The organism is Flavobacterium sp. (assembly GCF_044371705.1).
Classification (GTDB): Bacteria; Bacteroidota; Bacteroidia; order Flavobacteriales; family Flavobacteriaceae; genus Flavobacterium.
Genome location: NZ_JBILTE010000071.1, coordinates 1 through 12,615, shown reverse-complemented (window position 1 = coordinate 12,615; position 12,615 = coordinate 1). Strand labels below are relative to the sequence as shown.

Here is a 12,615-nt window from a genome sequence, read left to right as displayed (position 1 = left end):
CCCTAAAATGGAAGACGAACGACTGGTTGTTCGTCAAAATTTAAAAGGTAGTTATGACAAAGTGAATGCGGTCATTTCAACCGAACAAATTTTACGTGCTCAAGAAGCCGTTCGTGAAGTGTACATGGACGAAAAGATTGAAAAATATATATTAGATATCATATTTGCCACACGTTTCCCCGAAAAATACAAACTGGAAAATCTAAAACCATTAATTAGTTTTGGAGCTTCGCCACGTGGAAGTATCAATTTAGCAAATGCAGCTAAATGTTATGCTTTTATTAAAAGAAGAGGTTATGTTATTCCGGAAGATGTTCGTGCTGTTGTTCATGATGTATTGCGTCACAGAATCGGAATTACTTATGAAGCGGAGGCAGAAAACATTACTTCGGTTGATATCATCAATAAAATCGTAAACGAGATTGAAGTACCTTAATAAAAGTTGCGAGTTGAAAGTTGCGAGTTGAAAGTTTTAACCCGTAACCCGTAACCCGTAACCCGTAACTAAATTATGGAAACAAAAGACCTACTCAAAAAAGTACGAAAAATTGAAATTAAAACCCGAAGATTGAGTGATCATATCTTTTCGGGGGAATATCATACGTCTTTTAAAGGACGAGGGATGACATTTTCTGAGGTTCGGCAATACCAATTTGGCGATGATGTTCGTGCGATTGATTGGAATGTTACTGCTCGTTACAATGAACCGTATATAAAAGTCTTTGAAGAGGAGCGAGAATTAACCATGCTGTTGATGGTGGATATTTCAGGTTCGGAAAGTTTTGGCACAAAAAATCAACTGAAAAGTGAAATCGTTACTGAAATAGCCGCAACCATGGCATTTTCTGCCACTCAAAACAACGACAAAATCGGATTGATTTTATTTTCCGACCAAATTGAGTTATACATTCCTCCCAAAAAGGGGAAATCACATGTGTTACGAATTATTCGTGAATTAATTGAATTTCAACCCAAAAGCAAAAAAACAAATATTTCGCAAGCATTGAAATTTCTATCAGGAGTAATGAAAAAGAAAGCAATTGTATTTATGATTTCTGATTTTATCACCGATGATAATTACGAACAAACATTAAAAATTGTTAGTAAAAAACACGATGTAACCGGAATACGTGTTTATGATATTCGTGAAGAAAAAATGCCAAATATAGGAATGGTTTCTATGGAAGATGCAGAATCTGACGAAACACTTTTGGTGAATACCGGTTCAAAATCCGTTCGAATAGCTTATGAAAAATACTATCGTGAAAAAGTAGAATTTTTTAAAGAAACTTTTTCCCGTTGTGGCTCGGGAACAGTAAACACAAGAGTAGATGAAAGTTATGTAACCAAATTGTTAGGCTATTTTAAATCCCGATAAATCTTTGTGAAACGTCGGTAAACCTTTGTGAAACAACAAATGAAAATTAAATTATATATATTCTTTTTACTTCTATCGACTTTCGTTTTTGCTCAACAAAAAAGAGTTAGTACGACAGTTGACAGCACCAAAGTAAAAATAGGTGCTCAAATTAATCTGACTTTAAAAACTACAGTTGATACACTATCTAAAGTAGTTTTTCCGGAGGCAAATTTATTTGGCTCAATGGAAGTTTTAGAAAGCTATCCTACCGACACCATAAAAGAAAATTTCAAGTACCAACTTATTAAAAAATACGGTTTAACGCAATGGGATAGCGGGAGTTATGTTATTCCGAGATTGCAAATTTTAATTAATGACAAACCTCATTTTTCGGATAGTATTCGGGTGGAAATTGCTCCGATTATCGTTGATACGTTGAAACAAAAAATGTATGACATTAAAGATGTTATTGCTGTTGAAAATGGTTTCAGTTATTGGTGGTTGTATGTTTTGGGAATCCTAGCACTTTTGGCGATTGCCTATTTTGTTTACAAATGGATTCAAAAAAGAAAAAAAGAAAAAACAGAAGAACCAGTTTATACCAGTCCACTTGAAAAAGCAAACGCGCATTTAAAGAACTTAGAACAGCAAAAACTCGTTGAAAGAGGTGAAATAAAAGCTTATTATTCAGAACTGACAAACATTGCCAGAACGTATATTGAGGAATCCATTGAAATTCCGGCGATGGAAAGCACTACCGACGAATTAATTACTGCTTTTAAAATTGCTGTCTTCAAAAAGAAATTGACATTAAATCAGGATACGATTGAAAATTTAGAAAAAGTGTTGAAACAAGCCGATTTAGTTAAATTTGCAAAGTCAAAACCTCTCGAATTTGAAATTGCCGATGACAAAATAAAAATCGAAAAATCCATTCAGAAAATCCATGAATCCATTCCGGAGCTTATTGAAGAGGATGATGAAGCTTTAGCACATGAGCAAAAAGTAGCCTTATTAGCCAAAAAGAAACGCAAGCAAAAGATAACTTTAGCGGTTTTACTATCAAGTTTGGTGTTATTTGGAGTTCTAGTTTTTGTGGTGATTACCAAGGGTTTTGATTTTGTTAAAGACACAGTCATTGGGCATCCTACCAAAGAATTATTAGAGGGAGAATGGGTAAAAAGTGAATATGGAAACCCGCCCGTCCGCATCGAAACACCTAAAGTTTTAAAACGAATGGATGTTTCAAAAATGATTCCAGACGAAGCCAGAGTAGCGATTAAAGAAATGAATATGTTTGGTTATGGTAGCTTAATGGACAGCTTTTATACCTTAGTTTCGACCACCAATTTTGCTGAAGGTGTACCAATTGATTTGGAAAAAGTCTTGGAAGGAAATTTGAAAACTTATGAAGCCATGGGTGCTCAAAACATTTTAGTCAAACAAGAGGTTTTTAATACCCCAGAAGGAATTCAGGGAATGAAAGCATTTGGCACGTTAACCATGTTAGATCCTCTTTCAAAGAAAAGCAATAAATTGTATTATGTGATTGTGCTGTTTAAGCAGAATAATGGTTTGCAACAGGTAGTTGTTTCAAAATTGGAAGAAGACGAAATTGCAACTGAAATACTCGAACGAATTATTAATTCGATAGAACTTGGCAAAGCGAATTAACTATGGAAAATATAACTTTTTTACATCCTACGTTTTTCTGGCTTTTTACGCTGATTCCTTTTGCTATTGCTTGGTATGTTTGGAAACGCAAAAAGCAAATGGCCACTTTGAAAATAAGTTCAATTAAAGGCTTTCAAACAACAAGTTCATGGCTGCCAAAATTAAAACCGGTACTTTTTGTGCTGCGGATACTGACGCTTAGTTTAATCATTACAGCTTTAGCACGACCACGATCTGTTGATGTAAGCAATAAAACCAAAACAACGCGAGGTATCGATATTGTAATGGCGATTGACGTTTCCGGAAGTATGTTGGCTCGCGATTTAAAACCAAATCGATTAGAATCGCTAAAGAAAGTAGCCGCCGATTTTGTCAAAGATCGACCAAATGACCGATTTGGAATTGTAGTATACGCCGCCGAAAGTTATACGAAAACACCTGTTACAAGTGATAAATCAATTGTTTTAGAGGCTATTAGAGGTATTAAGTATGATAATGTTATTCAAGACGGAACCGGAATTGGAATGGGATTGGCAACTGCCGTAAACCGCTTGAAAGAAAGTAAAGCCAAAAGCCGGGTCATTATTTTGCTGACAGACGGTGTAAACAATGCGGGTTTTATTGAACCGGAGACAGCCGCAGATATTGCAAAAGAATATGGATTGAAAGTGTACACGATTGGAATTGGAACCAATGGAAATGCAGAATCACCCTATGCATATGCTCCAAATGGAAAACTTTTGTACCAAATGATGCCTGTGGAAATTGACGAACAATTAATGAAAAATATCGCTTTGAAAACCGATGGAAAATATTTTAGAGCCACCAGTAACAGTAAACTGCAAGAAATTTATAAAGAAATAAATAAGTTGGAAACTACTGAAATTGAAGAGCAAAAATTTTATAATTACGATGAAAAATTCCGACCCCTAATTTGGTTGGCCGGTTTGTTGTTGTTGATTGAAATTTTATTAAGACAAACCATTTTTAAAGGATTTATATAAAAAATTGGAAATAGAAAGACACATATGTTTGAACTAGACGAAAAAAAATATTTGTATTTTCTCATCATCATTCCTTTGCTGGTGGTTCTTTTCCTTTGGAACATCTATTGGAAAAGAAAAAGGCAACGCGAGTTTGGTGATTTACATTTAATTGAAAAATTAAGTCCGAGCAGTTCACTGTTTAAGTCAGTCATCAAAATGTTGGTCGTTCTTTTAGCGTTTGCGGCTTTAATTATTGGACTAGTGAACCCAAAAATTGGCACCAAACTAGAAACAGTAAAAAGAGAAGGAATTGACATTGTTTTTGCCATTGATGTCTCCAAAAGTATGCTTGCCGAAGATATGGCTCCGAATCGTTTGGATAAAAGTAAACAAATCGTTTCGCAAGTAATTAACCAATTGGGCAGCGACCGCATCGGAATTGTGGCCTATGCGGGAAGTGCTTTTCCTATTTTGCCTATAACAACAGATTACGGCGTTGCAAAAATGTTTTTGCAAAGCATGAACACCGATATGGTTTCTTCGCAGGGAACTTCTTTGGAGCAAGCCATTCAATTGTCGGCTGATTTTTTTGAGGAAGGAAATGCCACCAATAAATTAATTATTTTGATTTCGGATGGTGAAGATCATTCGGAAGGAATTGAAAAAGCCATTGAAAAAGCCAACGAAGTAAAAGCAAAAATCATTACGATTGGTGTGGGAACAACCAAAGGAGGACCCATTCCAATCAAACAAAACGGAATTGTTGAAAGTTTTAAAAGAGATCAAAATGATGAAGTGGTGATTACCGCTTTAAATGAAGAGACACTAAAACAAATTGGAAAAGAAACCAAAGGCGGTTATATTTACGGCGATAATACCAAAGAAGTTTTGGAATATGTGAAAAACGCATTGGACAATATTGAAAAAACAGAATTTGAAACCACACAAGTAGCCGATTTTCAATCGCAGTTTCAATGGTTTTTGGGTTTTGCCTTTTTATTATTGCTTTTGGACACATTCTTGTTGGAACGTAAGACCGATTGGATCAGTAAATTGAATTTATTTAATGAAAAGAAATCATGAAACAATTATTAATTTATCTGTTGATTCTACCTTCCTCATTCCTTTTTGCACAGCAAAAAGAAGTAAAAAAAGAGAAGGACAAAGTGATTGTTACCGGCAATAAAGAGTATGCTGAAAAAAAATATACAGACGCAGAAGCCAATTACAGAATCTCGAAATCGAAAGATCTTTCCGGTTCAAAATCTGTTTATAATTTAGGAAATGCGATTTACAAACAAGAATTGCCAAGCGAAGCCAAACACGCTTATGTAGAAGCTATAAAAAAAGCAACTACAAAACCCGAAAAACACAAAGCTTTTCACAATCTTGGAAATGCTCTTATGAAAGAGAAAGAATATGGACAAGCAGTTGAGGCGTACAAAAATGCCTTGCGTAACAATCCATCAGACGAGGAAACGAGATACAATTATGCTTTAGCCAAAGAGCTATTAGAAAAGAATCCGCAAGATCCTGACAAAGGAAAAGGCAATAAAGACAACGAAAAAGATAAAAAAAACGAACCAAAAGATAAAGAAGGACAGAATAAACAAGACCAAAAAGGAGAAGGAGACAAAGAACAAGACCAAAAAGACAAAGGGGAAGGTAAGCCTGAAAAACCAGACCCTAATCAAAAAGAACCAAACAAACCGCAACCATCGGGAATTTCCAAAGAACGAGTAGAAAATCTTCTGGAAGCTGTTGGAAATGAAGAAAAAAAGGTCCAAGATAAAGTAAACAAAGAAAAAATTAAAGGCAGACCCGTCCCCACAGAAAAAGATTGGTAAGCCAATTGGTAAATGAATTATGAAAATGAAAAAGTATTTTTTTCTACTATTATTAATCGTACAAGGAGTTATTGCTCAGGTACAATTTGATGCCAAAGTAAGTAAAACTACACTGGGAATCAATGAGCGTCTTCGCATTGATTTTGTCATGAATGTAGACGGTGATAATTTTATTCCGCCTTCGTTTGATGGCTTTCGAATCGTTGGTGGTCCCAGTCAACAAGTGAGTCAAAGTTGGATCAATGGCAAGAGTTCGTTTAACAAAGTATACTCTTATTTTTTATTACCCACACAAAGGGGCAACTTGACCATCAAGCAAGCCGCTTTAGAATACCAAGGACAAATCTATAAAACAACACCCATAAACGTTACTGTTACGGCAGCAGTAGAACAACCCCGCGATCCTAATGACACAAATGTTTCAGTTGACGATGCTTTGCATTTGGTTGCCGATGTAAACAATAATAGTCCGTACATTAATCAGCCAATTACAGTGGTATATAAGTTGTATTTCAGTTACAACATCGGCATTACGAACTGGAGGGAATTAGACAAACCTAAGTACAATGATTTTTGGAGTCAAAATATTGATATCAAAAAATTGGTTGCAGAAGAAGGTACTTATAAAGGTGAAAAGTACCGTTATGTTACGTTGCGAAAAGTGGTATTATATCCCCAAAAATCAGGGGCTCTTGAAATCGAACCATTATCTTTAGATATCGATGTGGAAGTACCTACCAACAGAAGAGATATATTTGGTCGAGTACTGATGACTCGCGACCATAAACGCGTTTCTGCGGGAAGTAGATCTATCCAAGTAAAACCGCTACCTGAAACTGGTAAACCGCTAGATTTTTCTGGTGCCGTTGGAAAATTTGATTTTCAGGTTGTTCCCTCACGAACTACTTTAAAACATGGCGAAAGCACCGAATTAAATGTAAGTGTTTCAGGAAATGGAAACTTAAAATTATTTAATTTGCCTAAACCAGTTGTTCCTTCAGCATTAGAAATTTATGATCCGGTTCATACCGAAAGTGTTTCTACTCCACTTACGGGAATGACCGGAAGAATTTCGGATAAATACACCATTATTCCGCAGTTCAAAGGGAATTATACCATCAAACCGATGAGTTTCAGTTATTTTGATCCATCTTCTAAAACGTATAAAACGCTGACGTCGCAAGAAGTTGTTATTTCAGTTTTAGACGGACCCACAACTTCCGGAAATGCTCCGGTTGCTTCTGACAACGCCGTTGCAAAAAATACGATTTCAAAAACAGATCAGTTTAAATACATTCATTTAAAAACCAAATTACGTCCTAGCAATCGCACTAGTATTTTGGGCTCCACTTTGTTTTATTCCTTATTGATAGGTCCTTTTTTATTGATTCCGTTCATCATTTTATTTAAAAAGAAAAAAGAAGCAATTGATGGTGATACCGCAGGATTAAAATTGAAATTGAACAACCGTTTAGCAAAAAAATATTTATCCGAAGCTAAAAAGCAATTAGGCAACAAAGAACCGTTTTATGTAGCATTAGAAAAATCGTTGCATAATTTCTTGAAGGCAAAATTAAAAATTGAAACCTCCGAAATGAGCAAAGAAAAAATAAAGGAAATTTTAGCTGACAAAAAAGCTCAAAACGATACCATTGCTCATTTTATTGAATTAACTGAGAATTGCGAACAGGCTCGCTATGCACCGTCTTCATCAGTGGCTATGCAACACGATTATGACAAAGCTGTACTCGTAATTTCAGAACTGGAAAAACAAATTAGTTAAAAACAATAGCAATTGAAAATGAAAAAGATTGTCTACTTATTGCTCTTTTTAACTCAAGTATTTTGGGCTCAAGGCGTATTTGAAAAAGGGAACGAGCACTACCGAAAAGGAAATTACCAAGAGGCGATTCAGTCGTATGAAAGTATTTTAAAGGGTAAAAAAGAATCCGCTGATTTGTATTATAATTTGGCCAATGCCCATTATAAATTAGATCATGTGGGTCCTGCTATTTATTACTACGAAAAAGCGTTAATGATTCGTCCGAATGATAAAGACATTAAGAACAATTTAAAATTTGCCAAGGCAAAAACCATTGATGAAATCAAGGAAATTCCCAAAGTAGGCTTTGAAAAATTCCTGCAGTCCTTCACCGGATTGTTTCATTATGACACGTGGTCGTATATCGCTATTGGATTTTCGTTTGTCTTTTTGTTGTTCTTTATTGGTTATTATTTTTCGCAAAGCTCTTTGTACAAACGCGTCTTTTTTGTGGGAATGTTTGTGATTCCTTTTTTACTTTTCTTTAGTTTATTTGCCGCTTGGTTTGAAAAAGAGCAAGATGAAAGTGTTCGGCCTGCCATCGTTTTTGCAGAAGTCATTACCGTGAAAAACGAACCCAGAGAAAATGCAACCGATGCTTTTGTATTACATGAAGGCACCAAAGTATTCGTATTGGAAACCGTAGAAAACTGGAAAAAAATTCAATTAACCGATGAAACCGAAGGTTGGATAACCAATGAAGCGATTAAGGAGTTGAAGTGATTGTTTTGAAATGGATAAATTCTTTTTGAAAATGCAGGTTAGATCTTTAGGACATTAATAATATAAAAAATGGCGGAAATTGTTGAGATAAAAACTTCACCAAACATTGGGAAAAGATTTTTTGCAGCATTAATTGACTATGGAATAATTAATACAATTAATTTTCTTTTAATTATTATTTTAGGAACACCCGACAATGAAGATAATTTTCACTTAGAGGGTTGGCCAGTAACAATTTTAATTTTCGTTTGGGCATTTTTGACTATCGGATTAGAGCAATTGTTTGGTTCAACTATAGGTAATTCAATAGTAAGTTTAAAACCAGTGCCACTATATAAGTCTCAAACTAAATTATCATTTATTCAATCTTCAAAGAGACATTTATTGGCCCCTATTGACATGTTCTTTTTCGGATTAATCGCCATTTTAACCATAAAAAATACCGAAAAAAATCAAAGGTTAGGAGATTTGTGGGCAAAAACAGTTGTTGTTCATTCAAGTGCCAATTAGCGTAATTCTTAACAGGACTAAAAAGCCGACAGATTATTTCTTAACCTCCTCCTTCACTTCTTCCAACCAATCAGCTAAAAAAGGCAGCAACCAATTAGTAGTTTTTACAATGGGTTGATAAAAAAGAGAAGCTTCTTGTTTTTCTTTTGAAATGATTGCATTGTCAACATTTATTTTTCCAATCAATACTAGTAGAATTTCCAGAAGAATTATTGACTTTACTAGTGCCACAAAACCTCCTGCAAAACGATTGAGCCAACCTAAAAATGCAAAATCTGCAATCTTTGTAAAAATATTGGCCAACAAATGAATACCGATTACCACCACTAGTAAAGTGATGATAAAAGCACATATTTGAATGGTGTTTGGGTTCCAAGAAACACGATCTTCCAATAAGGTCCGCATTAAATAGGAAAATTTAAAGGCAATAAACAACCCGATAAAAAACGACACGATAGAAGCCAATTCCACAAAGAGTCCGTTCTTTAAACCGATAAACAGTCCAAAAAGTAAAAAAGCTCCTAGAATAAAATCCATCCAACTCTTATTTAAAATTTCACTAAAAATAGTAATTTTCATTTAAGTATCTTTGTGAGCTATCAAATTCAAATTCCTTACACATGTCAAGAGACGAACAATTGAAAGAACGTTGGGAAAACGTAGTCACTATTTTATCCAATCAATTTGCGGAAGGCGAAGTACTTGATTTGGATGCAATTATCTATTTAATTGGCATTCAGGAATTAGGAAAAATTAATCGAACGTTTAAAAAAGACGAAAAAATTGAGTTAATGCACATTGCTATTTGCCGTTTGTTAGAGCCTTATGGCTATTATGAATTTGAGTTTTTTGACAACGATGGCTGGCCACATTATAAAGTAAAAGAAGAACTTCCACCTTTGAAAGCCGGAGAGCAAAGTGTTTTAATGAAAGAAGCGATTGTTCATTATTTTTTGGAAAGAGAATTGATTGATTAGTTTTCAGTTTTACGTGAATTTTGCTTATTTTTATCTTTTTTTCACGGAAAGTTGCATCAATTTACAAAACAAGATTGTACATGATAAATCAAACTACAAAAGATAAAATTGAAGGTCTTCTAGCAATTTATAAAAAATTATCAATAAGCAATGAATCGTTATTGAAGGAGATCGCTTTTTCTGAAATTTCTGAAATGGTTTATAATTCAAATGCTATAGAAAACTCAACACTATCCTTAGAAGATACCGAAAAAATCTTATCAGGCGGAGAGCTATCGCGAAAAGTAAGTGTACGTGAGGTGTTTGAAGCTAAAAATTTAGCAAAAATTACTGAATTCTTACTTCATAAAAATTGTAGTGAATTAACGCTAAAGTTAATTTTGCAGTTGCATGAAATGCTTCTGAGCAATATAGATGATGCGATAGCCGGCAGATTTAGAAGCGGGAAAGAATGGGTAAGAGTAGGAAGTCATTTAGGTGCGAATCCACAATTTGTAAGCCAATTAATGAATGAACTAACAGATGATTACAACACAATAGATCATCGCTATTTTTTAGATAAGATCGCTTATTTTCATGCAGAATTTGAAACAATACACCCGTTTGTCGACGGTAACGGACGAATGGGTAGAATTCTTATTAATTTACAGTTAATAAAAGAAGGTCTGCCGCCAGTCATTATACAAAATAAAAGCAAGCATACAGATTATTACTCGCTTTTCAGCAAATACCAAACAACTTTAAAGTTTGACGGTTTTACAGCCCTTTTAGCAAATTTACTGCAAGAATCACTCCATAAAAGGATTGCATTACTAACAGCTAAAAGAATTGTTCCACTTCAAAACTGGGCAGCCAAAAATAATATTAAATCTAACATAGCCGGAAATAAAGCCAAACGACAGACGATTCCTGCTTTTAGATTACGTGAAAAATGGATGATTGACGAAGAATATAAACTTATTTAATGAAAGAAGCGATTGTTCATTATTTTGTGGAGCGGCAATTGATTGATTAGTTTTGATAAAACTCCCAACTGGCAACTCCCAACTCCTAACTTTTTCCTAAATTTGCACCTTTACAGCACGAACGATGATAGACAAGATTAAAGAATACATTTCAGAAGCACAATCCTTTCAAACGGATAATAAAGATACATTGGAGCAATTCCGAATTAAATTTTTGGGAAGCAAAGGACTTTTAAAAGACTTGTTTGCCGAATTTAAAAATGTTCCGAACGATCAAAAAAAGGAGTTTGGTCAAGTAATCAATACACTGAAGAATACTGCCGAAGAAAAGGTAAAATCCATTCAGGAATTTCTCGAAAGCAAAAATGAAGTTTTAGGTATTTACGGCGATTTAACCCGTCCGGGAGAACCTTTCACGGTTGGTGCTCGTCACCCTATATCACTGGTAAAAAATCAAATAATTGACATTTTTTCAACCATTGGTTTCAACGTTTCCGAAGGACCTGAAATTGAAGATGATTGGCACAATTTTACCGCATTAAATCTTCCGGAATACCATCCGGCGAGAGATATGCAGGATACATTCTTTATTCAAACAAACCCTGATATTTTATTGCGTACGCATACATCATCTGTGCAAGTGCGGTACATGGAAGGAAATAAACCGCCCATTCGTACCATTTCTCCGGGAAGAGTATTTAGAAACGAAGCGGTTTCGTCTCGTTCGCATTGTATTTTCCATCAAGTGGAAGGCTTGTACATTGATAAAGATGTCTCGTTTGCCGATTTGAAACAAACACTTTTATATTTCACCAAAGAAATGTTTGGGAAGTCAAAAATCCGTTTACGTCCTTCTTATTTTCCATTTACAGAGCCCAGTGCCGAAGTGGATATTTATTGGGGACTAAAAACAGAAACCGATTATCGGATTACCAAAGGTACCGGTTGGCTGGAAATCATGGGTTGCGGAATGGTAGATCCGAATGTTTTGAAAAACTGCGGAATCAATCCGGCTGATTACAACGGTTTTGCTTTTGGTATGGGTATCGAACGAATCGCTATGTTGTTGTATCAAATTGGAGATATTCGTATGTTTTACGAAAATGATGTTCGCTTTTTAGAGCAATTTAAATCAAGTATTTAATTACGTTTGAGTTGTATGAAAAAGGACATTACCATTCCAAAAGTAGAAAACGTATTTCTCGCTGCTGTTCAGGAGTGGAATGACGATTTCATGGAAAAAGTTTGGTATGTTTATTTAATCAACGACAGTGATTTTGATTTAGACAGTGTAATGGTCGTTTCAAAAGCTTTTGGAACTATTGATGGCGAAATGAAAAAAACGTCACTTCTGCGACATGCTTTTATTAAAGTCCCAACTGTTTCTGTGGTGAAAGTTGAAATGATTGAAAAAAATGTTTTAGCACTCAACAACGAATTTTCGGTTACCTACTTTATCGGAAATACCCTTTACGACAAGAAATTTATTTTCAGAACCAATACCATCAACGAAAGAGCCACCGAAGAAGTGCCTATTTTATTTGTGAATGGAGTAGTGGTGAAATAAGTATCAATTGCGAATTTAAAATTACGAATTGGATGCAACCAAAATACTATCCAACTTGTCAATCTGTCCCGAAGTTTCGGGACAGAATGACAAAGCAAAAAAAAGACTACCGTTTCCGATAGTCTTTTTTAGTTTGGTTAGAAAGGTATGCTTATTTCTTTACAATCAAGAACTCACTTCTTCT

The 12,615-nt window shown here is 34.9% G+C and carries 14 protein-coding genes; 13 read left to right on the top strand and 1 reads right to left on the bottom strand.

All coding sequences use genetic code 11. The annotated features are described in order from the left end of the window. The 9 genes from ACIQ2S_RS06660 to ACIQ2S_RS06620 form a co-directional block, all read left to right on the top strand. Positions 1-436: AAA family ATPase (locus ACIQ2S_RS06660; protein ID WP_396174207.1), on the top strand; the 436-nt coding region annotated here is incomplete at its 5' end. A gap of 75 nt (positions 437-511) precedes the next feature. After that, positions 512-1,378 carry a DUF58 domain-containing protein gene (locus ACIQ2S_RS06655; protein ID WP_396174205.1) on the top strand — a complete coding sequence of 289 codons (867 nt, stop codon included), beginning with the start codon at positions 512-514 and terminating at the stop codon, positions 1,376-1,378. A 39-nt stretch (positions 1,379-1,417) separates the two neighbouring features. Continuing rightward, entirely contained in the window at positions 1,418-3,034 is a 1,617-nt protein-coding gene (locus ACIQ2S_RS06650) for a hypothetical protein (protein ID WP_396174203.1), read from the top strand. Between the two features lie 2 nt (positions 3,035-3,036). After that, a complete protein-coding gene (locus tag ACIQ2S_RS06645; protein ID WP_396174201.1) occupies positions 3,037-4,038 on the top strand; it encodes a VWA domain-containing protein in 1,002 nt (333 codons plus the stop codon). A 24-nt stretch (positions 4,039-4,062) separates the two neighbouring features. Beyond that, the gene (locus ACIQ2S_RS06640) at positions 4,063-5,103 is read left to right on the top strand and encodes a VWA domain-containing protein (protein ID WP_396174199.1); all 1,041 of its coding nucleotides are present in this window, start codon (positions 4,063-4,065) and stop codon (positions 5,101-5,103) included. Continuing rightward, complete coding sequence (locus tag ACIQ2S_RS06635; protein WP_396174196.1) at positions 5,100-5,867, top strand: tetratricopeptide repeat protein; 768 nt, start codon at positions 5,100-5,102, stop codon at positions 5,865-5,867. The genes ACIQ2S_RS06640 and ACIQ2S_RS06635 overlap by 4 nt, the downstream gene beginning before the upstream one ends. 25 nt (positions 5,868-5,892) lie before the next feature. Next, positions 5,893-7,650 carry a BatD family protein gene (locus tag ACIQ2S_RS06630; RefSeq protein WP_396174192.1) on the top strand — a complete coding sequence of 586 codons (1,758 nt, stop codon included), beginning with the start codon at positions 5,893-5,895 and terminating at the stop codon, positions 7,648-7,650. 18 nt (positions 7,651-7,668) lie between these two features. After that, a complete protein-coding gene (locus ACIQ2S_RS06625) occupies positions 7,669-8,412 on the top strand; it encodes a tetratricopeptide repeat protein (protein WP_396174189.1) in 744 nt (247 codons plus the stop codon). A gap of 69 nt (positions 8,413-8,481) precedes the next feature. Then, complete coding sequence (locus ACIQ2S_RS06620; RefSeq protein WP_396174186.1) at positions 8,482-8,922, top strand: RDD family protein; 441 nt, start codon at positions 8,482-8,484, stop codon at positions 8,920-8,922. A gap of 33 nt (positions 8,923-8,955) precedes the next feature. Here the strand turns inward: ACIQ2S_RS06620 and ACIQ2S_RS06615 are convergent, their stop codons facing one another. Next, positions 8,956-9,501 carry a CvpA family protein gene (locus ACIQ2S_RS06615; protein ID WP_396174183.1) on the bottom strand — a complete coding sequence of 182 codons (546 nt, stop codon included), beginning with the start codon at positions 9,499-9,501 and terminating at the stop codon, positions 8,956-8,958. A gap of 41 nt (positions 9,502-9,542) precedes the next feature. On the opposite strand from ACIQ2S_RS06615, the gene ACIQ2S_RS06610 reads away from it, so the two are divergent. From ACIQ2S_RS06610 to ACIQ2S_RS06595, 4 genes are all read left to right on the top strand, one after another. Further along, complete coding sequence (locus tag ACIQ2S_RS06610; RefSeq protein WP_396174181.1) at positions 9,543-9,899, top strand: hypothetical protein; 357 nt, start codon at positions 9,543-9,545, stop codon at positions 9,897-9,899. 80 nt (positions 9,900-9,979) lie between these two features. Beyond that, positions 9,980-10,864 carry a Fic family protein gene (locus tag ACIQ2S_RS06605; protein ID WP_396174178.1) on the top strand — a complete coding sequence of 295 codons (885 nt, stop codon included), beginning with the start codon at positions 9,980-9,982 and terminating at the stop codon, positions 10,862-10,864. A gap of 124 nt (positions 10,865-10,988) precedes the next feature. Next, entirely contained in the window at positions 10,989-12,008 is a 1,020-nt protein-coding gene (pheS, locus tag ACIQ2S_RS06600; protein WP_396174176.1) for a phenylalanine--tRNA ligase subunit alpha, read from the top strand. A gap of 15 nt (positions 12,009-12,023) precedes the next feature. Further along, positions 12,024-12,431 carry a hypothetical protein gene (locus ACIQ2S_RS06595; protein ID WP_396174174.1) on the top strand — a complete coding sequence of 136 codons (408 nt, stop codon included), beginning with the start codon at positions 12,024-12,026 and terminating at the stop codon, positions 12,429-12,431. The last annotated feature ends 184 nt before the right edge of the window (positions 12,432-12,615 follow it).

What these genes read in the sequence shown, in the direction of transcription:
- pheS (WP_396174176.1), top strand. Translation starts at nt 10,989, where the DNA reads ATGATAGACAAGATTAAAGAATACATTTCAGAAGCACAATCCTTTCAA.
- ACIQ2S_RS06620 (WP_396174186.1), top strand. Translation starts at nt 8,482, where the DNA reads ATGGCGGAAATTGTTGAGATAAAAACTTCACCAAACATTGGGAAAAGA.
- ACIQ2S_RS06635 (WP_396174196.1), top strand. Translation starts at nt 5,100, where the DNA reads ATGAAACAATTATTAATTTATCTGTTGATTCTACCTTCCTCATTCCTT.
- ACIQ2S_RS06650 (WP_396174203.1), top strand. Translation starts at nt 1,418, where the DNA reads ATGAAAATTAAATTATATATATTCTTTTTACTTCTATCGACTTTCGTT.
- ACIQ2S_RS06625 (WP_396174189.1), top strand. Translation starts at nt 7,669, where the DNA reads ATGAAAAAGATTGTCTACTTATTGCTCTTTTTAACTCAAGTATTTTGG.
- ACIQ2S_RS06615 (WP_396174183.1), bottom strand. Translation starts at nt 9,501, where the DNA reads ATGAAAATTACTATTTTTAGTGAAATTTTAAATAAGAGTTGGATGGAT.
- ACIQ2S_RS06610 (WP_396174181.1), top strand. Translation starts at nt 9,543, where the DNA reads ATGTCAAGAGACGAACAATTGAAAGAACGTTGGGAAAACGTAGTCACT.
- ACIQ2S_RS06595 (WP_396174174.1), top strand. Translation starts at nt 12,024, where the DNA reads ATGAAAAAGGACATTACCATTCCAAAAGTAGAAAACGTATTTCTCGCT.
- ACIQ2S_RS06605 (WP_396174178.1), top strand. Translation starts at nt 9,980, where the DNA reads ATGATAAATCAAACTACAAAAGATAAAATTGAAGGTCTTCTAGCAATT.
- ACIQ2S_RS06655 (WP_396174205.1), top strand. Translation starts at nt 512, where the DNA reads ATGGAAACAAAAGACCTACTCAAAAAAGTACGAAAAATTGAAATTAAA.
- ACIQ2S_RS06640 (WP_396174199.1), top strand. Translation starts at nt 4,063, where the DNA reads ATGTTTGAACTAGACGAAAAAAAATATTTGTATTTTCTCATCATCATT.
- ACIQ2S_RS06645 (WP_396174201.1), top strand. Translation starts at nt 3,037, where the DNA reads ATGGAAAATATAACTTTTTTACATCCTACGTTTTTCTGGCTTTTTACG.
- ACIQ2S_RS06630 (WP_396174192.1), top strand. Translation starts at nt 5,893, where the DNA reads ATGAAAAAGTATTTTTTTCTACTATTATTAATCGTACAAGGAGTTATT.